The following is a 26,045-nucleotide window of genomic DNA, read 5'->3' on the forward strand; positions in this document are numbered from 1 at the left end:
ATCGGTTGCATCGGACACCGGCTTGCCACGGCCGCCCTCGGCCGGCTGCCGTTTCTTCACGCACGCGCCGCCACGCCTGCACTGCCGACGGCGTTCGGCCCGCGGCGTGTCGCCCCGGCCGGCGGGATCACGGCCGGCACACGCCCCACGCGCTGGGCCGGGTGCGGTTGCGCCCGCACCGCGCCAAATGCCGCTCGCCGCGCGCACGTCGCCGGCCGGCGTCGCGCGTTTTGCCGAACGCGCCAGTGTATGCGACGGCGTCATGCCAAAATAGCCGGTCGTTCCCGCGCCTCTCACGGCGCACCGTCCTTTCGTTTCGTACGCAGCCAAGGATTGCCATGTCGTCATTGCTCAGGATTGGTTTGATGGGTTTCGGTTTCGCCGGCGCGACGTTCCACGCGCCCGTGATCGCCACGAGCGGCCGCACCGAGGTCGCCGCGATCGCGACGGGTCAGCCCGATCGCGCGCGCGCCGCGTATCCGGGCGCGCGCATCGTTCCCGATCTCGATGCGCTGCTCGCCCTCGACGACATCGATTGCGTGGTGATCGCCACGCCGAACGACACGCACTTCACGCTCGCGCGGCGGGTGCTCGAAGCCGGCCGCCACGTCGTCGTCGACAAGCCCGTTACGCTCACCGCCGACGAGGCGCTCGCGCTCGCCCGGCTCGCGAACGCGCGCAGCCGCCTGTTCGCGCCATTTCACAATCGCCGCTGGGACGGCGACTTCCTCACCGTGCGCCGCATCGTCGAATCCGGCGAACTCGGCCGGGTGACCTGGTTCGCGTCGCACTTCGACCGCTTCCGCCCGACGCCGCGCACGCGCTGGCGCGAGGAACCCGCGCGCGGCGGCGGCCTGTTGCTCGATCTCGGCCCGCACCTGATCGACCAGGCGCTCGTGCTGTTCGGGCTGCCGCAGACGGTCAGCGCCACGGTGAAAACGCGCCGCGACAACGGCGCCGCGCCCGATCTGGTGCATCTGCTGCTCGGCTATCCGGACAAGGACGTCGCGCTGCACGCGAGCGCGCTGTCGGCGATCGAGCCGCCGCGCTTCACGCTCCACGGCACGTGCGGCAGCTATCAGAAGTTCGGGCTCGACACGCAGGAAGATCAGTTGAAAGCCGGCCTCACGCCGGACCACGTCGAGTTCGGCGGCGGCAACCCGCCCGGGGTGCTGCGCGTACTCGAGGGCGACCTCGAAGTCGAACGCCCGGTGCCGACGCTCGACGGCCAGTACGCGGAGTTCTATCGCGCGCTCGCCGCGTCGGTCCACGACGGCGCACCGTTCCCGGTCGCGCCGCAGGACGCGGTCGACGTGATGACGATCATCGAGCTCGCCGCGCAAAGCGAGCACGAAGGCCGCCGGGTACCGTTCGTGCGCCGCACGGTGTGACCGGCGCGCACGGCTGGCGCAGCCCGCACGATGTCGCCGCCGTCCGCAGCCGCGCGGCGGGCTTGCCGCGGCGGCCGCGCGTCGCGGTCGCCCCGCCCCCTTCCAAACATTCCGTTACAAACAGTGCGGGAACGAAAGTCAGCGGTCGTCGGGTCTGACGCGTTTCTCAAAAAGTCGATCCGACACCAAACCGTCAGGAGAATGTGATGCAACGGTTGATTCGCGCAGCGGCATGCTGCGTCCTGGTTTCCTCGCTCGCGGCCTGTGTCGTGCAGCCGCAGCGGCCGGCCCGACAGGCGCCCCCGCCCCGGCCGAACCCTCAGGTCGTCGCCAACGACCGTTTGCAGGAGGTCCAGGGGCGGATCGACAACCTGCACCGCCGCATCGACGCGCGCGTGAACGGCGGCTACTACCCGCCGCCGTACGGCGCGCAGCTGCACCACCGGCTCGACGTGATCCGCCAGGAAGCGAACGACATGTCCGCGCAGCACAACGGCGGCCTGTCCGGCGACGAACAGCGCGTGCTGAACCAGGAGCTCGACACGGCCGCGCGCGCGATCGGCGAGTAATCCCGGCTCGGCCGGCGCCTTGAGAGCGGCGGCACCGCTTGCCGCCGCCTGCTGTCGCTTACCGCCGCTTGTCGCGAAGCGACATTCTTTTGCCCAAATTGACAATGCCGACCTGCTCGCGTACAGTCGCCCGCACGCGTCGGGAGAGCGCGTGACCGCGTCGCTTGTGCAACGCCGGTCGCGCCGCCGAAGGGGCACACCCGCAAACTCTCAGGCAAAAGGACCGACCGCGTCGGGGATTCCCGTCCGCGCATTGCGCGGGCCGCCTTCCCCGCACTCTGGAGAGCGGCAGTAGCCCGCTGCGCACAAGCAGCGCGGGCAGGCTGCCCACCGAAGGGGCGCGCGTTCGCCGGCTTGCAGCCGCAGCGCAATCTCTCAGGTATCGAGGACAGAGGGGCATGTACCGGATCGCGTCGCAGGCCCAGGCCGCGACGGTCCGCACATGGCCGTTCTGACCCGCGCGCAAGCGCCTTGCCTGAGGCCTCGATGACTGCACTGAATCACACCCCGCTCAACGCCGCGCACCGCGCGCTCAATGCCCGCATGGTCGACTTCGGCGGCTGGGACATGCCCGTCAACTACGGCTCGCAGATCGAAGAGCACGAGGCCGTGCGCACCGACGCCGGCATGTTCGACGTATCGCACATGTGCGTCGTCGATTTCACCGGCAGCCGCGTGCGCGCGTTCTTCGAACACGCGATCGCGAACAACGTCGGCAAGCTCAAGACGCCCGGCAAGGCGCTCTACTCCTGCCTGCTCAATCCGGAAGGCGGCGTCATCGACGACCTGATCGTCTATTACTTCACCGAAGACTTCTTCCGCGTGGTCGTCAACGCCGGCACGGCCGAGAAGGACATCGCGTGGTTCAACCAGCTCAACGAACAAGGCGGCTTCGGCCTGACGATCGCGCCGCGCCGCGATTTCGCGATCGTCGCCGTGCAGGGTCCGAACGCCCGCGAAAAGGTCTGGACCACGGTGCCCGCCGCGCGCGCCGCGACCAGCGAACTGAAGCCGTTCAACGCCGCGCAGGTCGCCGGCACGCCGTTCGGCGATCTCACCGTGGCGCGCACCGGCTATACCGGTGAAGACGGCTTCGAAGTGATCGTCCCGGCCGCGCACGTCGAAGCGCTGTGGACGGCGCTGCAGCAAAACGGCGTGCGTCCGTGCGGGCTCGGCGCGCGCGACACGCTGCGCCTCGAGGCCGGCATGAACCTGTACGGGCAGGACATGGACGAAACCGTGTCGCCGCTCGACGCGGGCCTCGCATGGACGGTCGACCTGTCGGCGCCGCGCGAATTTGTCGGCCGCGCCGCGCTCGAGCGCGACGGCTCCCGCGCCGCGTTCGTCGGCCTGATCCTGCAGAAGGAAAACGGCAAGGCGGGCGGCGTGCTGCGCGCGCATCAGAAGGTCGTCACGCCGCACGGTGAAGGCGAGATCACGAGCGGCACGTTCTCGCCGTCGATGCAGGAATCGATCGCGTTCGCGCGCGTGCCGGCCGCCGTCCAGATCGGCGACACCGTTCAGGTGCAGATTCGGGACAAGCAACTTCCCGCGCGCGTGGTAAAACTGCCGTTCGTGCGCAACGGCAAGGTCCTCGCTGCGTAACGACCGGGAAGCGACCGGCAGGCCGCGTCCCGGTAAAGCCGGGAAATGGCGCCCGGCGCAACCCCACCCGGCGCGCCCCGGCGGCGCGCCAGCATAACGAACACACTTTTTATCCAGGAGCATCCGATGAGCAACGTCCCGGCCGATCTGAAGTACACCGACGAACACGAGTGGATCCGCACCGAGGCGGACGGCACGCTGACGGTCGGCATCACCGATCACGCGCAGAGCACGCTCGGCGACATCGTCTTCCTCGAACTGCCGCAAGTCGGCAAGTCGGTGACGGCGGGCGACGCCGTCGGCGTCGTCGAATCGGTGAAGGCCGCATCCGACATCTACTCGCCGGTGTCCGGCGAAGTCGTCGCGATCAACGAAGATGCCGCCAACTCGCCGGAAGAAGTGAACAGCGACGCGTATGGCGTGTGGCTGTTCAAGATCAAGCTCGCGGACGGTGCATCGACCGACAAGCTGATCGACGCCGACGCGTACAGCAAGCTGATCGACTAATTTTCCTTACCCGAACCGCGTGCGGCCGGGCGACCGGCCCGCGCGGGACCAGAGTCACGCCATGAAGCTCGAACACCCGGACCGCCTGATGAACCGCACGCCCCTCTCGCTCGCCGCGCTCGAAACGCACGACGCGTTCGCAGAACGCCACATCGGCCCCGATGCCGCCAGCCAGCAGGCCATGCTCGACACGCTCGGCTTCGCGTCGCGCGCCGCGCTGATCGACGCCGTGATCCCGGCCTCGATCCGCCGCACCGAAACGCTGCCGCTCGGCCCGTTCGCGCAACCGAAGAGCGAGGCGGAAGCGCTCGCCGCGCTGCGCACGCTCGCGGACAAGAACCAGGTGTTCCGCTCGTATATCGGCCAGGGCTATTACGACTCGCATACGCCGGCCGTGATCCTGCGCAACGTGCTCGAAAACCCGGCGTGGTACACGGCTTACACGCCGTACCAGCCTGAAATTTCCCAGGGCCGCCTCGAGGCGCTCCTGAACTTCCAGCAGATGGTCGCCGACCTGACGGGCCTCGCGATCTCGAACGCATCGCTGCTGGACGAAGCGACGGCCGCCGCCGAAGCGATGACGCTGCTGCAACGCACCGGCAAGCCGAAGTCGAACGTGTTCTACGTCGCCGACGACGTGCTGCCGCAAACGCTTGAAGTGATCCGCACGCGCGCGCTGCCGGTCGGCATCGAAGTCAAGACGGGTCCGGCGGCCGACGCCGCGCAGGCCGACGCATTCGGCGTGCTGCTCCAGTATCCGGGCGTGAACGGCGACGTGCGCGACTACCGCGCGCTCACCGACGCGATTCACGCGGCGGGCGGCCACGTCGTCGTCGCGGCCGACCTGCTCGCGCTGACCGTGCTGACGCCGCCCGGCGAATGGGGCGCGGACGTCGCGGTCGGCAACACGCAGCGCTTCGGCGTGCCGATGGGCTTCGGCGGCCCGCACGCCGCTTACATGGCCGTGCGTGACGAATTCAAGCGCCAGATGCCGGGCCGTCTCGTCGGCGTGACCGTCGACGCGCAGGGCAAGCCGGCGCTGCGCCTCGCGCTGCAGACGCGCGAACAGCACATCCGCCGCGAGAAGGCGACGTCGAACGTGTGTACCGCGCAGGCGCTGCTCGCGATCATGGCGAGCATGTACGCGGTCTACCACGGCCCGCACGGCCTGAAGACGATCGCGCTGCGCGTGAACCGCATCGCGGCGCTGCTCGCCGCCGGCGTGAAGCAGCTCGGCTTCGCGACCGTCAACGACACGTTCTTCGACACGCTGACGATCGATACCGGCGCGCGCACCGCGCAGATCCACGAACTCGCGAAGGCCAAGCGCATCAACCTGCGCCGCGTGAGCGACACGCAAGTCGGCGTATCGGTCGACGAAACGACGACCCGCGACGACCTCGCCGATCTGCTCGACGTATTCGCGCAGGCCGCAGGCGGCACGGCGCCGGCCGTCGACGCGCTGGACGCGGGCCTCGCCGGCGTCGCCGCGCTGCCGGCCGGCCTCGAACGCACGAGCGCGTACCTCACGCATCACGTGTTCAACCGCCACCATTCCGAAACCGAAATGCTGCGCTACCTGCGCAGCCTGTCGGACAAGGACCTCGCGCTCGATCGCTCGATGATCCCGCTCGGCTCGTGCACGATGAAGCTGAACGCGACGTCGGAAATGCTGCCGGTGACGTGGCCCGAGTTCGGCCGAATCCACCCGTTCGCGCCGGCCGAGCAGACCGTCGGCTACCGCGAAATGATCGACCAGCTCGAGCAGATGCTCGTCGCGGCCACCGGCTACGCGGCCGTGTCGCTGCAGCCGAACGCCGGCTCGCAGGGCGAGTACGCGGGCCTGCTGATCATCCACGCGTACCACGCATCGCGCGGCGAAGCGCATCGCGACGTGTGCCTGATCCCGGCGTCCGCGCACGGCACGAACCCGGCGTCCGCGCACATGGCCGGCATGAAGGTCGTGGTCGTCGCGTGCGACGCGCAGGGCAACGTCGACATCGCCGATCTGAAGGCGAAGGCCGAGCAGCATTCGAAGGACCTCGCGGCGATCATGATCACGTATCCGTCGACGCACGGCGTGTTCGAGCAGAACGTGCGCGAGATCTGCGAGATCGTCCATGCGCACGGCGGCCAGGTGTACGTCGACGGCGCGAACATGAACGCGATGGTCGGCCTGACCGCGCCGGGCCAGTTCGGCGGCGACGTATCGCACCTGAACCTGCACAAGACGTTCTGCATCCCGCACGGCGGCGGCGGCCCGGGCGTCGGCCCGGTCGCGGTCGGCGCGCACCTTGCGAAGTTCCTGCCGAACCAGCGTTCGACCGGCTACGCGCGCGGCGAAGAAGGCATCGGTTCGGTGTCCGCCGCGCCGTACGGCTCGGCGTCGATCCTGCCGATCTCATGGATGTACATCGCGATGATGGGCGCGAAGAATCTGACCGCCGCCACCGAAACCGCAATCCTCAACGCGAACTACATCGCGAAGCGCCTCGCGCCGCACTATCCGGTGCTGTATTCGGGCCCGGGCGGGCTGGTCGCGCACGAGTGCATTCTCGATCTGCGTCCGATCAAGGAAACGAGCGGCATCACCGTCGACGACGTCGCGAAGCGCCTGATGGACTACGGCTTCCACGCGCCGACGATGAGCTTCCCGGTGCCGGGCACGCTGATGGTCGAGCCGACCGAATCGGAATCGCAGGAGGAACTCGACCGCTTCATCGCCGCGATGATCGCGATCCGCGAGGAAATCCGCGCGGTCGAGGAAGGCCGCGCCGACCGCGAGGACAACCCGCTGCGCCACGCGCCGCACACGGCAGCCGTCGTCACCGCGAACGAATGGCCGCATGCGTACTCGCGCGAGCAGGCCGCCTACCCGGTCGCGTCGCTCGGCACGAACAAGTACTGGCCGCCGGTCGGTCGTGCGGACAACGCGTACGGCGACCGCAACCTGTTCTGCTCGTGCGTGCCGATGTCGGAATACGCGTAACGCGCGTAACCCCCGCGTCGCAGCGGGGCGTCCGGCCGCGATCACACCGCACGCAACCGCCGGTTGCGTGCGGTGTTTGCGTTCGCCGCCCGGCCGATCGGTTCACGCTTGCCCGCCAATCCGGCTAACATCAACGCGATCCAGCCAATCAAGGAGTTCCGCATGGTGCGTCCGATGTTTCCGGGCCATGGTGCAACGCAGGGGCGGCCGCGCACGCGCCGCTTCGTGCCGCTGTTCGTCGCGACGCTGTCGTTTGCCGCCGCCGGCCTCGGCGCGGCCGGCAGCGCACGCGCGGCAATGAATTTCTGCGCGGCGCCCGCGTTGCAGGCGAGCGAGACGACGCAGGCCGAACCGGGCGTACAGGCGCTGATTCACAGCGTCGACGCGCGCATCGGCGAGCAGCCGAAAGCGATGCCGCGCGTGCATACCGAGGGCACGCTGCCGCATGAAGGCATCTACGACCAGAGCGCCGAAGCGCTGAAGGACATGGAGCTGATGCGCGACGCCGCGCTCGCGTGGCGCGTGACCAATGCGCCGCGCTATCTGCAGCTCGTCGACCGCTTCCTGTCCGCGTGGGTGTCGACCTACCAGCCGAGCTTCAACCCGATCGACGAGACGCGCTTCGACAGCCTGATCATCGCGTACGACATGACGGCGAGCGCGCTGCCGGTCAAGACCCGCAACGCGACGGCCGCATTCATCGCGAAGCTCGGCGCCGGCTACGTCGCGCAGATCGACGCGCAGAAGCGGCCGCTCACCGGCACGTGGCGCAACAACTGGCAAAGCCACCGGATCAAGCTGATCGCGCTGTCCGCGTTCACGCTCGGCGATCGCAAGATGATGAACGCGGCGCAGCGGCTGTTCGTCGAGCATCTCGCCGACAACATCGGCCCGGACGGCAAGACCTGGGACTTCGACGAACGCGACGCGCTGCACTACGCGGTGTACGACCTCCAGCCGCTGGTGACGGCCGCACTCGCCGCGCGCCGTTTCAACCGCAACTGGCTGCGCGAGCGCGGCGCGAACGGCGCGACGCTGGCGGCCGCGCTCGACTGGCTCGTGCCGTACGCGCTCGGCGAAAAGACGCACGAGGAATTCGTGCATTCGCCGGTGCCGTTCGACGCGAAGCGCCGCGAAGCCGGCTTGCCCGGCTACACGGGGCAGTGGGACCCGAAAAACGCCACCGAACTCTTTCACCTGGCCGCGCGGCTCGACGGGCGCTATGCCCGTGTCGCGCGCCAGCTATCCGTCATGCCGCCCGCATGGCTGGCCGCGTGCCTGCCATTGCAGGCGCGCTAGCACTACTCTCAAAGCAAGGCAGGAATCGAAATGGCAGTCAGCGTGTTTGACCTCTTCAAGATCGGCATCGGCCCGTCGAGCTCGCACACGGTCGGACCGATGCGCGCGGCGCTGATGTTCGTCCAGGGCCTCGAGCGCGACGGGCTGCTCGACGCGACGGCCAACGTGAAGGTCGAACTGTACGGCTCGCTCGGCGCGACCGGCAAGGGCCACGGCACCGATCGCGGCGTGATGCTCGGCCTGCTCGGCGACGCCCCCGACACCGTCGATCCCGACACGATCGACGCGCGGCTGGAAGACGTCCGCACGACGAAAAAGCTCGCGCTGCTCGGCATGCATCCGGTGCCGTTCGTGCTGAAGGACAACATCGCGTTCTACCGGCAGGCGCTCCCCGAGCATCCGAACGGGATGAAGCTGCGCGCGTCCGATGCAAGCGGCAACGTGCTCGTCGAGCGCACGTACCTGTCGGTCGGCGGCGGCTTCGTCGTGACGGCCGGCGCGCCGAACACGAAAGTGCTGAGCGCGGCCGAGCAGATGACGCATCCGTTCCGCACCGGCGCCGAGCTGCTCGCGCTGACCGAGTCGACCGGCAAGTCGATCGCGCAGCTGATGTGGGAAAACGAGCGTGCGTGGCACAGCGAGCAAGAGACGCGCGACGGGCTGCTGAAAATCTGGGCGGTGATGCAATCGTGCGTGTCGCGCGGATGCGGGATCGGCAACCCGGACGCCGACGGCAACCTGCCCGGCCCGTTCCAGGTCAAGCGCCGCGCGCCGCAGCTGTATCGCGCGCTGACCGGCAACCCTGAGCGTGCGCTGCAGGATCCGCTGTCGATGGTCGACTGGATCAACCTGTATGCGATCGCGGTCAACGAAGAAAACGCGGCCGGCGGCCGCGTCGTCACCGCGCCGACCAATGGCGCGGCCGGCATCATCCCGGCCGTGCTGCACTATTACACGCGCTTCACGCCGGGCGCGAACGAACAGGGCGTGATCGACTTCCTGCTGACGGCCGCCGCGATCGGCATCCTGTACAAGCTCAATGCGTCGATTTCCGGCGCGGAAGTGGGCTGCCAGGGCGAAGTCGGCGTCGCATGTTCGATGGCGGCCGGCGCGCTCGCGGCCGTGCTCGGCGGCACGCCGCGCCAGGTCGAGAACGCAGCCGAGATCGGGATGGAGCACAACCTCGGCCTCACGTGCGACCCGGTCGGCGGGATGGTGCAGATCCCGTGCATCGAGCGCAACGCGATGGCTTCGGTGAAGGCCGTCAACGCGGCGCGCATGGCGCTGCGCGGCGACGGCTCGCACTACGTGTCGCTCGACTCGGTGATCAAGACGATGCGCGAGACGGGCGCCGACATGAAGACCAAGTACAAGGAAACGTCGCGCGGCGGGCTCGCGGTGAACATCGTCGAGTGCTGACGCGCGGTTCGGCGGTCATGCGGAGCGGATCGATATCCCGCATGGCCGCCGGACGCGCCCATCGCCATCAATCGTTCAGCCGGTTCTCCGGCCGCAATCCCGGATAGCGGAGGAATTAGCGCTCGTCGTTGGTCACGAGCGCGACGTCGGGCGACACCGCGTGCGCGGCGATCCGCTCGTCGAGATGATCCTTCTTCCGCTCGCCGGTTGCGTCGCGAACCGGACCGTACGCTGGCGCGGCCGCGACGTCGAACGGAGCACCGGGGATATCGTCGATCAGCGCGGCGAGACGGCGACGCTCCCGCGCAGGCGTCGCCCATGCGGCGACGCCGTCCTCCAGCTTGGCGGACGTGATCGCCGACATCAGCACATCCTCCGTGTAACACCGCGCCAATCGTTTCGCGACTTGCTCAGGCTGCGCGAACTCGCGGTTCAGCCGCCCGAAGCGAAGACGCACGCGGCGAACCGCGTTCCGGCACTTTTCATCGGCCGGTGTGCCGGCGCCCCGGCAACAGGCGTAAGCTGTACGTCCCGCTACCCAGGGAGACGGCAGCCCATGTCGCATTCCAAGGATCTCGAGCCGCGCGCCACCACTGGCGCGCGACTGCTCGTCGACGCGTTGCTCGCCAATCACGTCGAACGCGTATTCTGCGTGCCGGGCGAGAGCTTTCTCGCCGTGCTCGATGCGCTCGCGGACGACACCGCGCGCATCCAGACGGTCGTTTGCCGCCACGAAGCGGCGGCCGCGAACATGGCCGAAGCGGTCGGCAAACTGACGGGCCGTCCCGGCATCGCGTTTGTGACGCGCGGCCCCGGCGCGACGCACGCGTCGATCGGCGTGCACACCGCCTTCCAGGATTCGACGCCGATGATCCTGTTCGTCGGCCAGTGCGCGCGCGAGCACCTCGACCGCGAAGCCTTCCAGGAAATCGACTACCGCCGGATGTTCGGCCAGATGGCTAAATGGGTCGCGCAGATCGACGATCCGCGCCGCATTCCCGAATATCTGAGCCATGCATTCCATGTCGCCACATCCGGCCGCCCCGGCCCGGTGGTGCTCGCGCTGCCGGAGGACGTGCTGTCCGAAGCGTGCGCGCCGCAACCGGTCGTGCCGGCCGCGAAACGCGTCGCGGCGTCGCCGTCGGCCGCGCAACTCGACGAGCTGCGCGAGCGGCTCGCGCGTGCGGAGCGGCCGTTCGCAATCGTCGGCGGCAGCGGCTGGACGCCGGACGCATGCGCGAACCTGCGCACCTTCGTCGAGCGCTGGGAACTGCCGGTCGCATGCGCGTTCCGCTTCCAGGACACGTTCGACAACGCGCACCCGAACTACGCCGGCGACGTCGGCCTCGGGATCAATCCGGCGCTCGGCAAGCGGATCCGCGATGCGGACCTGCTGCTCGTGCTCGGCCCGCGTCTCGGCGAGGCGACGACGGGCGGCTATACGCTGCTCGACATTCCGAAAACGCGCCAGACGCTGATCCACGTGCATCAGGGCGCGGACGAGCTCGGCCGCGTGTATGCGCCCGACCTGCCGATCGTGTCCGGGATGCCGGAAATCGCCGCGCCGCTCGCCGCGCTGGAGCCGCCGTCGCAGCTCGCGTGGGCCGGCGCGGCCGCAGCCGCGCACCGCGCGTATCGCGAATGGCATGCGCCGCTGCCGATGCCCGGCGACGTCCAGCTCGGCGACGTGATGGTGCAGCTGCGCGAGCGCCTGCCGCACGATGCAATCCTCACCAACGGCGCCGGCAACTACGCGATCTGGCTGCATCGCCACTTCGCGTACCGCCACTTCCGCTCGCAACTCGCCCCGACCAGCGGCGCGATGGGCTACGGGCTGCCGGCGGCGCTCGCGGCGAAGTCGCTGTATCCGTCGCGCGCGGTCGTCGCGCTCGCCGGCGACGGCTGCTTCATGATGGCAGGCAACGAACTCGCGACCGCGATGCAATACGGGCTGAACATCGTCGCGATCGTCGTCAACAACGGTCATTTCGGCACGATCCGCATGCATCAGGAACGCAACTATCCGGGCCGCGTGCACGGCACAGGGCTCACGAACCCCGATTTCGCCGCGTACGCGCGTGCGTTCGGCGCGCATGGCGAGACGGTCGAGCGCACCGCCGATTTCGCGCCCGCACTGGAGCGCGCACTGAGTTGCGGGCTGCCGGCCGTGATCGAGATCCGGATCCCGCAGGAAGCCAGCACGCCGGCCGCGACGCTCGAGCAGATCCGAGAGCAGGGCCGCCGCGCCCGCGGCGCATGACCATGGCGCGGCACAGCACACCGGCCGGCCTCGTGCTGTCGCACGATCGCGCGCTCGTCCATCCCGGCACGCTGCTCGCGCCCGACGGCACGCTCGTCGCACCGTACGACATCGAGCACGGCAGCGAGCGCGCGGAACGTCACGCACAGGCCGCGCCCGCGCTTGGCCTGCTGCATGCCGCATCCCGACCGTTCCGGCTCGACTACGGGCGCGTGACGGACGTGCACGTGATCAACGGGATGGGCGTCGCGCTCGGCGATTCGGTGATCGGGCTAACCGCGCTCGCCGCACTGCGCGCGATGCATCCGGGCCTGCGCTTCACGCTGTACCGGCCGGCCCGCGCGCCGCGCTACGTCGACGCACTGTATGCGCTCGCGGCCGACGTCGTCGCACCGTCGCGCGCGCTGCCGTATCCGGCCGATGCGCTGCCTGCCGGCGCGCCGTGCATCGATGTCGGCAATCACCTGTACTGGCCCGCGTTCGCGCGGCAGCCGATGATCGATTTCTTCGTCGACGCGCTCGGCGCCGATCCGGCCGCGGTGCCGGCCGCCGCGAAGCGCAATCGCTGGCTCGCCCGGCTGACGCTGCCCGCACTGCCGGCCGAATGGCAGCGGCCGTACGTGCTGTTCTGCCCGACCGCAAGCACCGCGGTGCGCAGCGTGCCGCGGGCGCTGCATGCCGCCTGCGTCGAGCGGCTCGCGCAGCGTTACGGGCTGCCCGTGGTCGGCTTCGGCGCCGTCGCGCACGCCGCCTATGTCGACGTGAGCCGCGACGCGACGGACACCGCGCGCTTCCTTGCCTGGGTAAAGGGGGCGAGCGTGCTGTTCGCGCCCGACACGGCGGCGCTGCATGTCGCCGACGGCTTCGACGTGCCGACGCTCGGCTGTTTCACGACGATCGATCCGGCGCTGCGCGTGCGCGACTATCCGCACTGCGTGCCGGTCTCGCTCGACGTGCCCGCGGATTTGCACGGGCTGCATCGCAGCGAACGGCCGGACGATCTCGCGGCGGTCGAATCCGCCTACCGGGCGATCGACTGGGATGCGTTGCCGTGGCCGGCACCGCGCGACGCGGCGGCTACAGCGGGATAACGAGGCGGCAGTCGCGCCGCGAGAGACGGCGCGTGCGGCAGCTTCCACGCGCCGCCACCACGCGGCTCACCCGGCGGCGATCATTGTCGCCCGCTCGCGCAGCGTCTCCGACGGCCGCTTGCCGAACAGCCGCCGGTAATCGGTCGCGAACTGGCTCAGATGCCAGAAACCCCACGCCTCCGCGACGTCCTGCACCGAACCGGCCGCCCGCCCGCACAGATCGCGCCGCGCGCCGTTGAGCCGCAGCGTGCGCAGATAGGTTGCCGGCGCCATGCCGAGCACATCCTGGAAGCAATACTGCAGCGTGCGGCGGCTCACGTGCAGTTGCTCGCACAGCTCGGGCACGCCGACCGGCCGCGTGCGGTGCGCAAGCACGTATTCGCGCGCCTGCTCGACGATCCAGCGCCGAGTGGACGGCGCGCCGCCCGCGCCGTCGTCCGCCGGTTGCGCGCACGCGTCGAACAGCGCGGCCAGCACCTCGGCCTGCAGGTCGTCGCGCTGCGCATCGGGCAACGGCCCCCCCGCGGCCGCCGCGCCGTCGAGCCGGTGGCCGAGCAGCGTGCACAGGCGTGCGAGCCGCGCGTCGCCGATCTGGATCACGCGTTGCGTGAACAGCCGCTCGTCGAGCGCGCGGTGTTCGACTTCTTCCGCATAGCGGCGCAGCACGTCGCCCCGTACGACCACCCCGTAAATCGAGAACTGCGCCGGCGTCAGCAATTCGAATTCGACGTTGCCGGGCCGGAACGCGAGCGCGCCGGGGCCGATGCGGCACGCGTCGACGCGCGCGGTGCCGTCGCTCGCGAGCGGGATTCCGAACCAGTAAGCGTCGCCGCGCACCTCGCACGCCTGCCGCAGCAGGTGGCTGGTCGATTCGCGAAACAGCTTCATCGTGTCGAGCGGCAGCTCGGTCAGCGTGCCGACGAAGCGGCCGGCCGCGAGCTGGTCGTAGGTCTGCCGCCAGCCGATCAGGTTGCGCGCCTGCTCGTCGGCGTCGTGCGCGACGCTGACCACGGCCTGGCCGGCGAGCGCGTCGTTGCCCTGCGCGCTGCGCCGCGTGTCCTCGGCCGTCGGCTCGTCCATGCACTGCACTCGTTGTTCCATCGTGTTCTCCTCACCTGCGCGGGACGGCCTCCATCACGCAAGTCCCGTGCCGAATCGCGCGATTCCGGCGACCAGCCCGTCATTCCACGCGCTCCGGCCCGTGCGCGCCATGGGGGCGCACCCGGAGGCGGCGTACCGCGCACCGCACGGGTGCGGAATGCGCGCCGCCGGCGGCCACCGGCTACGCGCCCGGCCGCAACCGCACGACGCGCGTGCCGCAGTTGCCGTACGCCTGCGCGACCGCCAGCTCGACGATCGGGCTGCCGGGCGGCCACGGGGCCATATCCGCTGCCGGCAGGTCGGTGCGCAGCGTCGCGCGGCCGTTGATTCGGTAACGGACGCCGCGCATGAAATCGACGAACAGCAGACCGACACCGCTGCCGTCGCACGTGCGCGGGTCGATCCTGGCGCCGTCGCCATCCGGATGGACGGGCAGCGCGAAGCGCAGCGTCTTCGTGTCGATCACGCGCACGACCGGCCACAGATCGCCGTTCGCGTCGCGGATGCCCTGCACGATGTCGCAGGTCACGCGCGCCGGTTCGCCGCACATCGTGCCGACGAACATGAACGGTTGCGATTCGACGAACTGGCGCACGCCGATGCTCAGTCGCGTCGTCACGACGTCGCTCATCCGCTCGGCTTCGTCGCTGACGCCGAACCGGTGGTGCGCGTCGAGCTCGCCCGCGTGAAACACCGGGTGGCGTGGAAAGGATCGGGGCGGTTCTGCCATGCTGGTTTCCGTCAGGCCTGCGGGCGCACGATGCGGCTGCGAACGCGCGAAGGCCGGTATCGGCGCGATGCGGGCCGGGATCACGCGCGGCCCACGCCGCTTGTTCAATGTCGAAAGGTGAAAAAAACGCGAAGTGCCAGGGTCGGCGGCGGGACAGCACCGGCCGCCGGCACGGCACCGGGCAGCGGTACGGGCGCCGTTCAACGGCCGGGCAGACATCGCCCCGCCGTCTCTCCTGCTGCGTCAATCCCGCGCAGGCCTCACTGCTTTCCGCGGCCGGCCCTCTGCAAAGCGCCCGCCGGAAGCCATCCTTCGGAAGCGGTCCTGCGGAAACGCCCCGAAAGCGGCCCCCCGAAACTCCATTCGGAAGCACCGTCCGGAAGCACCGTCCGAGAACACCCTCCGAAGCACGCTCCGGAAGCGCCGTCGGACAGCTCCAACCGGAAACGCCCTCCGGCATCGGCCCCTTCGCAACGGGCGCTTCGCCACCGCCACACGACCGGGCGGCGCTCCACCGCCGCCCGGCCGCCCACGGCGGGCCCTTCGCCCCTGCGGCGATCAGAAGAACCCGAGCGCCTCCGCCTGGTAGCTGACCAGCAGGCATTTCGTCTGCTGATAGTTCGACAGCGCCATCTTGTGCGTCTCGCGGCCGATGCCCGACTGCTTGTAGCCGCCGAATGCCGCGTGCGCCGGGTACAGGTGATAGCAGTTGGTCCACACGCGGCCGGCCTCGATCTCCCGGCCCATCCGGTAGGCACGCGTGCCGTTGCGCGTCCACACGCCCGCGCCGAGCCCGTAGAACGTGTCGTTCGCGAGTTCGATCGCTTCCTGCTCGTCCTTGAACGTCATCACCGACGCGACCGGCCCGAAGATCTCCTCCTGGAACACGCGCATCTTGTTGTTGCCGAGCAGCATCGTCGGCTTCACGTAGTAGCCCGTGCCGAGTTCGGCCGCCGGCGCCGTGCGCTCGCCGCCTGTCAGGCATTGCGCACCTTCGTCGCGGCCGATGTCGATGTACGACAGGATCTTGTCGAGCTGCTGCTGCGACGCCTGCGCGCCGATCATCGTCTGCAGGTCGAGCGGATGGCCGGCCTTGATGCGCTCGACACGCGCGACCGCCTTCTCGATGAAGCGATCGTAGATCGACTCCTGGATCAGGATCCGCGACGGGCACGTGCACACCTCGCCCTGGTTCAGCGCGAACATCGCGAGGCCTTCGAGCGCCTTGTCGAGGAACGCGTCGTCCTGATCGAGCACGTCCGCGAAGAAGATGTTCGGGCTCTTGCCGCCCAGCTCGACCGTCGACGGGATCAGGTTGTCGGCGGCCGCGCGCAGGATGTGCTTGCCGACCGGCGTCGAGCCGGTGAACGCGATCTTCGCGATCCGCGTACTGGTCGCGAGCGCCTCGCCCGCTTCCTTGCCGAAGCCGCTGACGATGTTGATCGTACCGGCGGGGAACAGGTCGCCGATCAGCTCCATCAGCACCATCACCGACGCGGGCGTCTGCTCGGCCGGCTTCATCACGATGCAGCAGCCGGCCGCGAGCGCCGGCGCGAGTTTCCACGCAGCCATCAGCAGCGGGAAGTTCCACGGGATGATCTGGCCGACCACGCCGAGCGGCTCATGGAAGTGATACGCGACGGTGTTGTCGTCGATCTCCGAAATCCCGCCTTCCTGCGCGCGGATGCAACCCGCGAAATAGCGGAAGTGATCGATCGCGAGCGGCAGGTCGGCCGCCATCGTCTCGCGCAGCGGCTTGCCGTTGTCGATCGTCTCGGCCACCGCCAGCAGTTTCAGGTTCTTTTCCATCCGGTCGGCGGCGGCGAGCAGCAGGTTCGCGCGCTCGGCGACGGAAGTCTTGCCCCACTTGCGGCGAGCGGCGTGCGCGGCATCGAGCGCGAGTTCGATGTCGTCGGCGCCCGAGCGCGGCACGCGGCAGAACGGCTTGCCGTTGATCGGCGACACGTTCTCGAAGTACTCGCCCTTCACCGGCGGAACCCACTTGCCGCCGATGTAGTTGTCGTACTGCTGACGATACGGATATTCGACGTCGAGGCCCAGTTGCTTCAGGTCAAACGGGTTCATACATGTCTCCTGTTCATCGTGCTTGTGTGGATACAGCGCCGGTTGGATCGCGCTGCACGATTTACGCAACATGCGTGCCAAACCGGCCGGCAAGCGAACCGCAGCGGTGCGCGCGGGCGCCCGCCGCGGGCGGTGCCGGCGCATCGAAAACGAGTGTGCCGATTCTGAACAACGCGACGGCGCAGCGGCGCGGCCGGTGTTCGGATTTTCCACAGCGCCGTTGCGCATCGGCACATGCGCAGCCGCGCTCGCCGCGTGGCATGTCGCTTGCGTGACGATCGCGAATCTGCACGCACCGGCCACGCGCCCACCGACCCATGACCGATCCGGCTACCCTGAGCGACGATGCCGTCGCCTTCATCCGCGAACAGGCGTTCCTGATCGTCGCGACCGCAAACGCCGCCGGCGACAGCGACTGCTCGTATCGAGGCCGGCAGCCGCGCGCGGACGGCTCGTTCGAGCCGCTCGTCGACCTGCCCGATCGGCGCACGCTCGTGCTGCCCGATTTCCCGGGCAACAACCTGTTCAACACGATCGGCAACCTGCTCGTGAATCCGGCGATCGCGCTGCTGTTCGTCGACTTCGTCCGGCAGACGACGTGGCTCGTGCAAGGGCGCGCGACGATCGTCGAAGAGGCGGGAAGCCATGCGCATCTATGGCCCGATGCGCAGCGTTACGTGGTCGTCGAAGTGGAAAGCGCGCACGCGCGAGTCGAGGCGGGGCTGCCGGCGCTCGTGCTGGCGTGACGGCGGCGCGCGATGACGGGCGCCCGTGCCGGATCGTCGGCACGCTACGACGTCCGGCATGACTCGACACATGTTCGGATGCGTTATCCGCGCGCCGGCCAGCTCGCCGTCGACGCAACGCAACGCTTACCGCCCCGTCGTGTCCGCACACGCCGGTTCCGCGCGGCGCCGCGCCGGTGCTTCACCGCGCATCTGCGCGCCTTCATCGCCGCGCCCTTCCTCGCACGCCGGCCGCGCGCCGAGAAACGCGAACACCACGCCCGCGCACAGCACCGTCACGACCGCGAGCCCGATCAGCAACCGATCGAACGCATGCGTATAGCTCGCGAGCAGCGCCGCGCGATCGACACCCGGCAATACGGCCGCGGCGCCGGCGAGATCGCCGGTCGCGAGCCGCGCGGCGGCGCGCAGCGTCGCATCGGGCGCACCGGCCGCGGCCGCCGCCGCGTGCCGCAAATCGGCATGGGTGAGTGTCGCGAGCACCGCGCCGACGATCGCGAGCGCGATTCCCTCGCCCGCGACACGCGTCGTGCTGAAGATTCCGGTCGCCATCCCCGCACGCTCCTTCGGCACGACGCTGACCGACAGCCCGTCCATCAGCCCCCACGGCATGCCGGCCCCGACGCCGATCGCGAGCATCGGCGCGATCGCCGCCGGACCCGCGCCGCCGCGCAGCGCGACGCCGAGCCACACGAGGCCTGCGGCAGCAACGAGCAGCCCGAACCCGGAGATCACGCCGGCAGACAGCCGGCGCGTAAGCGTCGCCGCGACGAGCGGCACGACGAGCATCGGCGCGGAGATCGCGAGCATCAGCCAGCCCGCGTCGATTTCGCTGAAGCCGTCGATGCCGATGAAGCGCAGCGGCAGCACGACGAGCAGCACGATGTAGCAGCAGCACGTCGACACCGGCAGCACCTGTACGCCGACGAAGCGGGCAATCCGGAACAGCGACAGATCGAGCATCGGCCGCGCGACGCGCGTCTCGATCGCGACGAATGCGCACGCGCCGAGCGCCGCGCCGGCCAGCAGCGCAACGACGAGCGGATGCGTCCAGCCGCGCGCGGGCGCCTCGATCACGCCGAACGTAAACAGCGTGAGCGCGGCAGTGAACGCGGTCGTGCCCGGCCAGTCGAGCCCGGTCGCGTGCGGATCGCGCGACTCGTGCATGCGCGGCAGCCCCAATGCGAGCGACAGCACGCCGGCCGCCGCGCCCGTGACGAAGATCGCGCGCCAGCCGTGCTGCGCGATCAGCCATCCGGCGAGCACGGGCCCGAATGCGAGCCCGATCCCGAACGTCGTGCCGAGCAGGCTGAATGCGCGCGTACGCGCCGCGCCGTCGAACTCCTGCGCGAGCGCGGCCGTGCCGCCCGCAAGCGCCGCGGCCGCCGCGAGCCCCTGCGCGGCGCGCAGCAGGTCGACCGCGAGCATCGACGGCGCAAACGCGAGCGCGGCCGACATCAGCGTGAAACCGCCGACGCCGCACGCAAACAGGCGCTTGCGCCCGAACTGGTCGGCCAGCGCGCCCGCGGCCATCAGGAAACTGCCGAACGCGAGCATGAACGCGTTGGTGATCCAGTTCATCGCGACCGGCCCGCCATGCAGGTCGCGGCCGATCGCCGGCGTCGCGACCGCCCCGCCCGAAAACGACAGCGGCAGCGCGACGGCCGCCATGCATACGGCTGCCAGCACCCACGCGCGTCGGCGTGCCGACGCCGCGGAAACGGTTGAAAACGGCTGATCCATCATCGCTCCTCGAAAAGCCCGCGCGAACGCGCGTCAACGGCGATCAAAGATAATTCCGATTCAATCTTCGAAAAACCGTGCTGGCTTCCTCATATAACGGACTAAAATTCCGCAATCTGCGTCTTCACACCCGATTCCGCCTGCACCGATGGAAAACCTGAACGGCATCGCCGCCTTCGTCCGCACCGCCGAAGCGTTGAGCTTCGTCGCGGCCGGCCGCACGCTCGGCATCTCGGCGTCCGCGGTCGGCAAGACGATCGCGCGGCTCGAACAATCGCTCGGCGTACGCCTGTTCAACCGCACGACGCGGCGCGTCACGCTGACCGACGAAGGCCGCCACTTCTACGAACGCTGCCAGCGGATCCTCGAGGATCTGCGCGATGCGGAAGCCACCGTGACGGCCTCCGCGCAGCGCCCGCGCGGCAAGCTGCGCGTGAGCCTGCCGGTGATCGGCTACCGGTTCCTGCTGCCGGTATTGCCCGAATTCAGGCGGCGCTACCCGGACGTGGAGCTCGATCTGGATTTCAATGACCGGATGGTCGATGTCGTCGAAGGCGGCTTCGACGCGGTGATCCGCAGCGGACCGCTGTCGGATTCGAGCCTGATGTCGCGGCGGCTAGGCCCGTTCGCGTTCGTGCTGTGCGCGACGCCCGCGTACCTCGCGCAGGCCGGCACGCCGGAGGCACCGCGCGATCTCGAAGCGCACGACTGCGTGCGCTACTGCTTCCCGACCACCGGCAAGCTGCAGGACTGGGCGCTCGCCGCCGACGACGGCACGCCGCTGAAGCTGCGCACCGCGATGACCTGCAACAACATGGAAGCGCTGCGCGGCGCGGTCATGGCGGGGCTCGGCATCGGCTACATGCCGGATTTTCTCGCGCGCGATGCGCTGGAAAGCGGCGCGCTCGTCACCGTGCTCGACGATTACCGGATCGCGCCCGGCCAGTTCTCGATCGTGTGGCCGTCGAGCCGGCAGCTGTCGCCGAAGCTGCGCGTATTCGTCGACTTCCTGTGCGAGCGGCTGTTCACGTAGCCGGCCGGCGCGCGCTCACGCCGCGCCGATCCGCTCGGCTTCCTGCTGCGGCAACAGCGCGTCGCTGTCGTCCTTCAATCCGACACCGGTGAGCCCGAGGCGGCGCGCATGCGTCATCAGGTAATGCAGCTTGTGCGCGGCGGCGGCATGCGGCAAACCTTCAGGCCGCACGTTCGAGATGCAGTTGCGCTGCGCGTCGTGACAGCCGACCTTCGGCGCCCACGTCAGATAAACACCGAGGCTGTCCGGCGAACTGAGGCCCGGCCGCTCGCCGATCAGCATCGCGACGACCTGCGCGCGCAGCAACTCGCCGATCTCGTCGCCGAGCGCGACGCGCGCCTGCGTCGCGACCACCACCGGCCCGATCCGCCAGCCGTCCGCGTGCAGCCGCGGGCATACGGCCTGCAGCAGCGGCAGCGCCTGCTTCGCGGCCGCGAATGCCGACAGCCCGTCGCCGACCACGAACACGACGTCCGGCGGTTCGTCGAGCGCCGCGCCATAGCCGGCCAGCAGCGCGCGCCCGTGGTCGGACAGCTTGCGGCCGAGATCCGGCCGGCGCAGGTAATGCTGACGGTCGGGCGCCGCGCTCTGCACGCCGAGCGTCGCGAACCCCGCCGCATCGATCTCGCGGCGCAGCGCATCGGCGTCGAGCGGCTGGTGCACCGCATCGCGCGCCTGCGCGTGCGACAGATTGAACGCGAGCAGCGGCGCGGTCGGCAGGCTGCTGCCCGCGCGGCCGAGCGCGATCCGAGCGTTCGTGAACGACTTCAACTGCGCCCACGGATTTTTCTCGACGGCGTCGCTCATGCGGAAATCCCCATCCAGTCGTTCGCGCCCGCGAGCAGCGGCACGCGTGCGCTCGCGGCACGCAGCGCGCCATGCGCGTCGGCGATCTCCATCGTCTCCAGCCATTCCTCGAACTCGGGCGCGCGGCGCAGCCCGAGCACCTCGCGCACGTACAGCTGATCGTGGAACGACGTGCTCTGGTAGTTCAGCATCACGTCGTCCGCGCCGGGAATTCCCATGATGAAGTTGATGCCGGCCGCACCGAGCAGCGTGAGCAGCGTGTCCATGTCGTCCTGATCGGCTTCGGCGTGATTCGTGTAGCAGATGTCGCAGCCCATCGGCACGCCGAGCAGCTTGCCGCAGAAGTGATCCTCTAGCCCCGCGCGGATGATCTGCTTGCCGTCGTACAGGTATTCCGGCCCGATGAAGCCGACCACGGTGTTCACGAGGAACGGATCGAACTTGCGCGCGACCGCATATGCACGCACCTCGCACGTCTGCTGATCGACGCCGAAATGCGCGTTCGCCGACAGCGCACTGCCTTGCCCGGTCTCGAAATACATCAGGTTGTTGCCGACGGTGCCGCGCTTCAGCGACAACGCGGCGTCGCGCGCCTCGCCGAGCAGCGCGAGCGAGATCCCGAAGCTCGCGTTCGCTTTCTCGGTGCCGGCGATCGACTGGAACACCAGATCGACCGGCGCGCCCTTTTCGATCGCCGCGATCGTGTTGGTCACGTGCGTGAGCACGCACGACTGCGTCGGCACGCCGTAGCGCTCGCGGAATCCGTCGATCATCGCGAGCAGCTTCACGATCGCCGCGAGGCTGTCGGTCGCCGGATTGATGCCGATCATCGCATCGCCGCAGCCGTACATCAGCCCGTCGAGCATCGACGCGGCGATGCCTTTCACGTCGTCGGTCGGGTGATTCGGCTGCAGCCGCACCGACATCCGGCCGGCCAGCCCGACCGTGTTGCGAAACCGCGTGACGACGCGGCGCTTGCGCGCGGCCGCGATCAGGTCCTGGTTGCGCATCAGCTTCGACACCGCCGCGACCATCTCGGGCGTGAGGCCGGGCGCAATCCGCTCGAGCGCCGCGCCGTCGGCCGCGGGCGACAGCAGCCAGTTGCGGAAATCGCCGACGGTGAGGTGCGAGATCTCCGCAAACGCGGCCGCATCGTGATCGTCGACGATCAGCCGCGTGACTTCGTCGTGTTCGTACGGAATCAGCGCTTCGTTCAGGAACGCCTTCAGCGGCACGCCCGCGAGCGCAATCTTCGCGGCGACGCGCTCCTCCTCGCTCGCAGCCGCGACGCCGGCGAGCTGGTCGCCGGAGCGCAGCGGGCTCGCCTTCGCGAGCAGCGTCTTCAGGTCCGCGAAACGGTACGTGCGCGGGCCGATCGTCTCCGTATAGGACATCGTTCGAATCTCCTTGCCAAATGCCGACGGCGCGCTCGCGCGCTGCGAACGGGTCGCGAGGAAATACGCGTAGCCGAGCGCGAGGAACGCGACGAACACCATTGCGACCAACCCGTTGAAGTACACCATCGTCCCGAGGCAGATCAGAGCCGCCACGATCGCGAACGCCGGAAACAACGGGTACAGCGGCGCGCGGAACGGCCGCGCCATGTTCGGCTGCGAGCGGCGCAGCTTGAACAGCGCCGCCATGCTTACGATATACATCACGATCGCGCCGAACACCGACATCGTCACGATGTTCGCGGTGAGCGTCTGGCCGCCGAACTGGATCAGCTCGTCGCTGTAGATCGCGGCGATCCCGATCACGCCGCCCGCGAGAATCGCGCGATGCGGCGTCTTGAAGCGCGGATGCACCTTGCCGAGCCACTCCGGCAGGTAGCCCTCGCGAGCCAGCGCGAAGATCTGGCGCGAATAGCCGAGAATGATCCCGTGGAACGACGCGACGAGACCGAACAGCCCGAGCCACACGAGCATGTGCATCCAGCCGCTGTTTGCGCCGACGATGTACTTCATCGCCTGCGGCAGCGGATCGTTGATGTTCGCGAGCTTCGTCCAGTCGCCCGCGCCGCCGGCGAACACCATCACGCCGATCGCGAGCGTGACGAGGGTCAGGATACCGGCAACGTACGCGATCGGGATCGAGCGCTTCGGATTCTTCGCTTCCTCGGCGGCCATCGCGACGCCTTCGATCGCGAGGAAGAACCAGATCGCGAACGGGATCGCGGCGAACATGCCGTGGAATGCGCCGACGCTGAAGTGATCGGCGCCCGACCAGCCGCCCTTCATGAAGTTGCTCCACGAGAAGCCCGGCGACACGACGCCCATGAACACCAGCAGCTCGAAGATCGCGAACAGCGTGACGACCAACTCGAACGTCGCGGCGATCTGCACGCCGACGATGTTCAGCGCCATGAACACGAGATACGCGCCCATCGCCGCATGCTTCGGTTCGAGCCCCGGAAACTGCACGTGCAGGTACGCGCCGATCGCGAGCGCGATCGCGGGCGGCGCGAACACGAACTCGACAAGCGTCGCCGCGCCGGCGAGGTAGCCGCCCGTCGGACCGAACGCGCGGCGCGCATACGCGAATGGGCCGCCCGCATGCGGGATCGACGTCGTCAGTTCGGTAAAGCTGAAGATGAAGGTCGTGTACATCGCCGCGACGAACAGCGCGGTGATGACGAAACCGAGCGTGCCCGCGCTGGCCCAGCCGTAGCTCCAGCCGAAGTATTCGCCGGAAATCACGAGGCCGACCGCAATGCCCCACAGTTGCCAGGTCCCGAGCGTCTGCTGCAGCGCAGGCTGGCCGGACGACTTGGCGCCGGCGGCGGGCCGGCCATTCGACTCTGCTTTCATCGGATTCTCCTGAAAGGCGCCGGCCTGCCGGCCGCGCGACTGAGAATCGATGCTAGAGAGTCATTAAACGACGTGTTATCGAAATTCGGCAAAGATCGCAGCTGACGTTTCGCTTGCGGAAACACGCCCGAATTGCGCCATCGACCGGAGCAGGCGATGTCGAACGCGTCCACGACGCATTCCGGCTGGCAATCTCGTTCGTCAGCGTACCGGCGACCACGCTCGCGGGCCGGCTTGCCTGGCGCGGGTGGCATTGCCTCACACATCGCAGGCGTCGCCCGTCCCGCGCGATGGCAGCGAGCGCTCGAAGTCGCCATGCGCGCCGCGCTGCATGACCGCCCGGCCGCCCATGACGGCCGGGCCGCCTGCGTTACTGCCCGCCGCCGCGCTGATTGAACCAGCGATCGAGCAGCTTGCCGGCCGCTTCACGGCCGCCGAGGCCGAACGACAACGCGACGGCCACCGCGATCGCACCGAGCACGAGGCCGAACGCGAGTTGCACGATCTCGTTTGCGATGCCCATCGCGCGCAGCCCCATCGCGAACACGAGGCCGAGGATCGCGAACTGCGCGATCCGCGCGAACAGCACGCTGTGCTCGCGGTCGGCCTGCTCGATCACGCGGCGCGCGAGCCCCGCGAGCCACACGCCGATCACGAGGATCACGCCCCCCATCAGCACGTGGCCGCCGAACTCGATGAACAGCGTGACGACGTCGCGCACCTGCGTGAAGCCGAGCCGGTTCGCGGCCTCGACCGACGCGAACAGCATCGCGAAGAACACGATCAGCCGCGCGACCAGCACCGACGGCTGCAGAAAGCCCGAGAACACCCGCTCGACGCCGAGCACGGCCGGCAGCCCGTCGACACCGGCGGCTTCGAGCAGACGCTGCGCGAGCGACGCAACGAAGCGCGCGAAGTAGAACGTGACGAGCACGATCACGATCGCCGCGACGATGTCCGGCACCGCGCCGAGGAACTGGTTCAGCATGTTGGTTGCGGGAATCGAGATCGCGTCGATCTTCAGCGCGTCGAGTGCGGAGATCAGCGTCGGCACGAACACGAACACGTAGACGATCGTGCCGACCAGGCTCGACACGCGCACCGGCGTCGGGCTGTCCAGGCGCGCGGTCAGCCGGTCGGCGCCGGCGGCCACGAGCAGATTCGTCACGAGGCCGCGCAGCACGCGCGCGACGATCCAGCCGACGAAGCCGATCACGGCAGCCGCGAAGATGTTCGGCACGATCGCGAGCAGCTTGTCGACCATTCCCTGCACCGGCGACAGCAGGCCGGACAGCGCGAACGCCGACAGGATCGCCGGCAGGAACATCAGGATCACGAGCCAGAACAGCACGTCGCCGAGATAGCCGCTCATCGGCTGCATGCCCGCGCTTTCGGACAACGCGGTGTCGACCTTGCTCGCTCTGAGCGCACGGTTCGCGAGACTGCGCAGCAGCGACGCGATGAGCCACGCAATCAGTGTCAGCGCCGCGCCGCCGATGAGGTTCGGCAGGTAGTTGACGATGTGCGTGACGAGCAACGAGAACGGATTGGATACCGCATAGAGGTTGAGCACGTTGAAGATGCCCACCGCGGTGACGAGCAGCACCAGCCAGAACAGCCCGCCCGCGATGATGCGCTCGACGCACGCGCCCTGCCCGGTGCTTGCGCTGATCCGCTCGTCGACCTTCAGCGCGTTGAGCAGCCGAAGCGCGCCGGCCCGCACGCCCACCGCGATCAGCCAGCCGATCACCAGGATGCCGAGCGCCCCGGCGACCTTCGGCAGGTATCCGCCCAGCGTGGTCTGCAGCGACGTGATGAAGCTGGAAGCATCCATTTCTTCTTCTCCCGAAAAACGTGGCG

The 26,045-nt window shown here is 69.0% G+C and carries 19 protein-coding genes, 1 pseudogene and 2 riboswitches; of the genes and pseudogenes, 11 read left to right on the forward strand and 9 right to left on the reverse strand.

Translation table 11 applies throughout. The features are described 5' to 3' along the window. The first annotated feature begins 338 nt into the window (after window positions 1-338). The 7 genes from WK25_RS01970 (at window position 339) to WK25_RS02000 (ending at window position 9,779) form a co-directional block, all read left to right on the forward strand. Window positions 339-1,391 carry an oxidoreductase gene (locus tag WK25_RS01970; protein ID WP_069240911.1) on the forward strand — a complete coding sequence of 351 codons (1,053 nt, stop codon included), beginning with the start codon at window positions 339-341 and terminating at the stop codon, window positions 1,389-1,391. Window positions 1,392-1,597: 206 nt separating this feature from the next. Further along, complete coding sequence (locus WK25_RS01975; protein ID WP_040142834.1) at window positions 1,598-1,960, forward strand: hypothetical protein; 363 nt, start codon at window positions 1,598-1,600, stop codon at window positions 1,958-1,960. A gap of 130 nt (window positions 1,961-2,090) precedes the next feature. Beyond that, a riboswitch (glycine riboswitch) is annotated at window positions 2,091-2,196 on the forward strand. 32 nt (window positions 2,197-2,228) lie between these two features. Then, window positions 2,229-2,362: riboswitch (glycine riboswitch) on the forward strand. A gap of 84 nt (window positions 2,363-2,446) precedes the next feature. Continuing rightward, window positions 2,447-3,565, forward strand: a complete 1,119-nt coding sequence (gcvT, locus tag WK25_RS01980) for a glycine cleavage system aminomethyltransferase GcvT (RefSeq protein WP_040142832.1) — start codon at window positions 2,447-2,449, stop codon at window positions 3,563-3,565. A 126-nt stretch (window positions 3,566-3,691) separates the two neighbouring features. Further along, window positions 3,692-4,072, forward strand: a complete 381-nt coding sequence (gene gcvH / locus WK25_RS01985; protein WP_040142830.1) for a glycine cleavage system protein GcvH — start codon at window positions 3,692-3,694, stop codon at window positions 4,070-4,072. A gap of 61 nt (window positions 4,073-4,133) precedes the next feature. Further along, window positions 4,134-7,061 (forward strand): aminomethyl-transferring glycine dehydrogenase, encoded by a 2,928-nt coding sequence (gcvP, locus tag WK25_RS01990; RefSeq protein WP_069240912.1) that lies wholly within the window; start codon window positions 4,134-4,136, stop codon window positions 7,059-7,061. Window positions 7,062-7,223: 162 nt separating this feature from the next. Then, a complete protein-coding gene (locus tag WK25_RS01995; RefSeq protein WP_069241910.1) occupies window positions 7,224-8,360 on the forward strand; it encodes an alginate lyase family protein in 1,137 nt (378 codons plus the stop codon). 30 nt (window positions 8,361-8,390) lie between these two features. Then, complete coding sequence (locus WK25_RS02000) at window positions 8,391-9,779, forward strand: L-serine ammonia-lyase (protein WP_069240913.1); 1,389 nt, start codon at window positions 8,391-8,393, stop codon at window positions 9,777-9,779. Between the two features lie 115 nt (window positions 9,780-9,894). On the opposite strand, the gene WK25_RS02005 is transcribed toward WK25_RS02000, so the two are convergent. Further along, a complete protein-coding gene (locus WK25_RS02005) occupies window positions 9,895-10,236 on the reverse strand; it encodes a PIN domain-containing protein (protein ID WP_052111022.1) in 342 nt (113 codons plus the stop codon). A gap of 99 nt (window positions 10,237-10,335) precedes the next feature. Here WK25_RS02005 and WK25_RS02010 point away from each other — a divergent pair, with 99 nt between their 5' ends. After that, entirely contained in the window at window positions 10,336-12,039 is a 1,704-nt protein-coding gene (locus WK25_RS02010; RefSeq protein WP_069240914.1) for a thiamine pyrophosphate-binding protein, read from the forward strand. After that, entirely contained in the window at window positions 12,036-13,130 is a 1,095-nt protein-coding gene (locus WK25_RS02015; RefSeq protein ID WP_059548072.1) for an ADP-heptose--LPS heptosyltransferase, read from the forward strand. Before WK25_RS02010 ends, WK25_RS02015 begins: the two co-directional genes overlap by 4 nt. A 66-nt stretch (window positions 13,131-13,196) precedes the next feature. Here the strand turns inward: WK25_RS02015 and WK25_RS02020 are convergent, their stop codons facing one another. The 3 genes from WK25_RS02020 to WK25_RS02030 form a co-directional block, all read right to left on the reverse strand. Beyond that, window positions 13,197-14,231 carry a helix-turn-helix domain-containing protein gene (locus tag WK25_RS02020; RefSeq protein WP_040142823.1) on the reverse strand — a complete coding sequence of 345 codons (1,035 nt, stop codon included), beginning with the start codon at window positions 14,229-14,231 and terminating at the stop codon, window positions 13,197-13,199. A 181-nt stretch (window positions 14,232-14,412) separates the two neighbouring features. Continuing rightward, on the reverse strand, window positions 14,413-14,961 hold the full coding sequence (locus WK25_RS02025; protein WP_040144853.1) for a hypothetical protein: 549 nt from the start codon (window positions 14,959-14,961) through the stop codon (window positions 14,413-14,415). A 558-nt stretch (window positions 14,962-15,519) separates the two neighbouring features. Beyond that, window positions 15,520-17,046 (reverse strand): aldehyde dehydrogenase family protein, encoded by a 1,527-nt coding sequence (locus WK25_RS02030; RefSeq protein WP_040144852.1) that lies wholly within the window; start codon window positions 17,044-17,046, stop codon window positions 15,520-15,522. Window positions 17,047-17,363: 317 nt separating this feature from the next. Between WK25_RS02030 and WK25_RS02040 the strand changes: the two genes are divergently transcribed. Beyond that, window positions 17,364-17,792, forward strand: a complete 429-nt coding sequence (locus WK25_RS02040) for a pyridoxamine 5'-phosphate oxidase family protein (RefSeq protein WP_059548075.1) — start codon at window positions 17,364-17,366, stop codon at window positions 17,790-17,792. A 126-nt stretch (window positions 17,793-17,918) separates the two neighbouring features. Here the strand turns inward: WK25_RS02040 and WK25_RS02045 are convergent, their stop codons facing one another. After that, window positions 17,919-19,535: an MFS transporter gene (locus WK25_RS02045; protein WP_069240915.1), complete on the reverse strand. Its 1,617-nt coding sequence runs from the start codon at window positions 19,533-19,535 to the stop codon at window positions 17,919-17,921. 148 nt (window positions 19,536-19,683) lie between these two features. Between WK25_RS02045 and WK25_RS02050 the strand changes: the two genes are divergently transcribed. Continuing rightward, the gene (locus tag WK25_RS02050; protein WP_040142818.1) at window positions 19,684-20,568 is read left to right on the forward strand and encodes a LysR family transcriptional regulator; all 885 of its coding nucleotides are present in this window, start codon (window positions 19,684-19,686) and stop codon (window positions 20,566-20,568) included. A 15-nt stretch (window positions 20,569-20,583) separates the two neighbouring features. Here the strand turns inward: WK25_RS02050 and eutC are convergent, their stop codons facing one another. The 4 genes and pseudogenes from eutC to WK25_RS02070 form a co-directional block, all read right to left on the reverse strand. Further along, complete coding sequence (gene eutC / locus WK25_RS02055; RefSeq protein WP_040142817.1) at window positions 20,584-21,375, reverse strand: ethanolamine ammonia-lyase subunit EutC; 792 nt, start codon at window positions 21,373-21,375, stop codon at window positions 20,584-20,586. Next, a complete protein-coding gene (locus WK25_RS02060) occupies window positions 21,372-22,769 on the reverse strand; it encodes an ethanolamine ammonia-lyase subunit EutB (protein WP_040142815.1) in 1,398 nt (465 codons plus the stop codon). Before WK25_RS02060 ends, eutC begins: the two co-directional genes overlap by 4 nt. A 24-nt stretch (window positions 22,770-22,793) precedes the next feature. Beyond that, window positions 22,794-24,185: pseudogene (gene eat, locus WK25_RS02065) on the reverse strand (ethanolamine permease); the annotation flags it as partial. 370 nt (window positions 24,186-24,555) lie between these two features. Then, a complete protein-coding gene (locus WK25_RS02070; RefSeq protein WP_069240916.1) occupies window positions 24,556-26,019 on the reverse strand; it encodes a mechanosensitive ion channel in 1,464 nt (487 codons plus the stop codon). Between the last annotated feature and the right edge of the window lie 26 nt (window positions 26,020-26,045).

Origin of the sequence: Burkholderia latens (assembly GCF_001718795.1) — a bacterium.
Taxonomy (GTDB): Bacteria; Pseudomonadota; Gammaproteobacteria; order Burkholderiales; family Burkholderiaceae; genus Burkholderia; species Burkholderia latens_A.

Excerpts from the sequence above, each read along its gene's own strand:
- WK25_RS01970 (WP_069240911.1), top strand. The coding sequence starts at position 339 with ATGTCGTCATTGCTCAGGATTGGTTTGATGGGTTTCGGTTTCGCCGGC.
- WK25_RS01975 (WP_040142834.1), top strand. The coding sequence starts at position 1,598 with ATGCAACGGTTGATTCGCGCAGCGGCATGCTGCGTCCTGGTTTCCTCG.
- gcvT (WP_040142832.1), top strand. The coding sequence starts at position 2,447 with ATGACTGCACTGAATCACACCCCGCTCAACGCCGCGCACCGCGCGCTC.
- gcvH (WP_040142830.1), top strand. The coding sequence starts at position 3,692 with ATGAGCAACGTCCCGGCCGATCTGAAGTACACCGACGAACACGAGTGG.
- gcvP (WP_069240912.1), top strand. The coding sequence starts at position 4,134 with ATGAAGCTCGAACACCCGGACCGCCTGATGAACCGCACGCCCCTCTCG.
- WK25_RS01995 (WP_069241910.1), top strand. The coding sequence starts at position 7,224 with ATGGTGCGTCCGATGTTTCCGGGCCATGGTGCAACGCAGGGGCGGCCG.
- WK25_RS02000 (WP_069240913.1), top strand. The coding sequence starts at position 8,391 with ATGGCAGTCAGCGTGTTTGACCTCTTCAAGATCGGCATCGGCCCGTCG.
- WK25_RS02010 (WP_069240914.1), top strand. The coding sequence starts at position 10,336 with ATGTCGCATTCCAAGGATCTCGAGCCGCGCGCCACCACTGGCGCGCGA.
- WK25_RS02015 (WP_059548072.1), top strand. The coding sequence starts at position 12,036 with ATGACCATGGCGCGGCACAGCACACCGGCCGGCCTCGTGCTGTCGCAC.
- WK25_RS02020 (WP_040142823.1), bottom strand. The coding sequence starts at position 14,231 with ATGGAACAACGAGTGCAGTGCATGGACGAGCCGACGGCCGAGGACACG.
- WK25_RS02025 (WP_040144853.1), bottom strand. The coding sequence starts at position 14,961 with ATGGCAGAACCGCCCCGATCCTTTCCACGCCACCCGGTGTTTCACGCG.
- WK25_RS02030 (WP_040144852.1), bottom strand. The coding sequence starts at position 17,046 with ATGAACCCGTTTGACCTGAAGCAACTGGGCCTCGACGTCGAATATCCG.
- WK25_RS02040 (WP_059548075.1), top strand. The coding sequence starts at position 17,364 with ATGACCGATCCGGCTACCCTGAGCGACGATGCCGTCGCCTTCATCCGC.
- WK25_RS02045 (WP_069240915.1), bottom strand. The coding sequence starts at position 19,535 with ATGGATCAGCCGTTTTCAACCGTTTCCGCGGCGTCGGCACGCCGACGC.
- WK25_RS02050 (WP_040142818.1), top strand. The coding sequence starts at position 19,684 with ATGGAAAACCTGAACGGCATCGCCGCCTTCGTCCGCACCGCCGAAGCG.
- eutC (WP_040142817.1), bottom strand. The coding sequence starts at position 21,375 with ATGAGCGACGCCGTCGAGAAAAATCCGTGGGCGCAGTTGAAGTCGTTC.
- WK25_RS02060 (WP_040142815.1), bottom strand. The coding sequence starts at position 22,769 with ATGTCCTATACGGAGACGATCGGCCCGCGCACGTACCGTTTCGCGGAC.
- WK25_RS02070 (WP_069240916.1), bottom strand. The coding sequence starts at position 26,019 with ATGGATGCTTCCAGCTTCATCACGTCGCTGCAGACCACGCTGGGCGGA.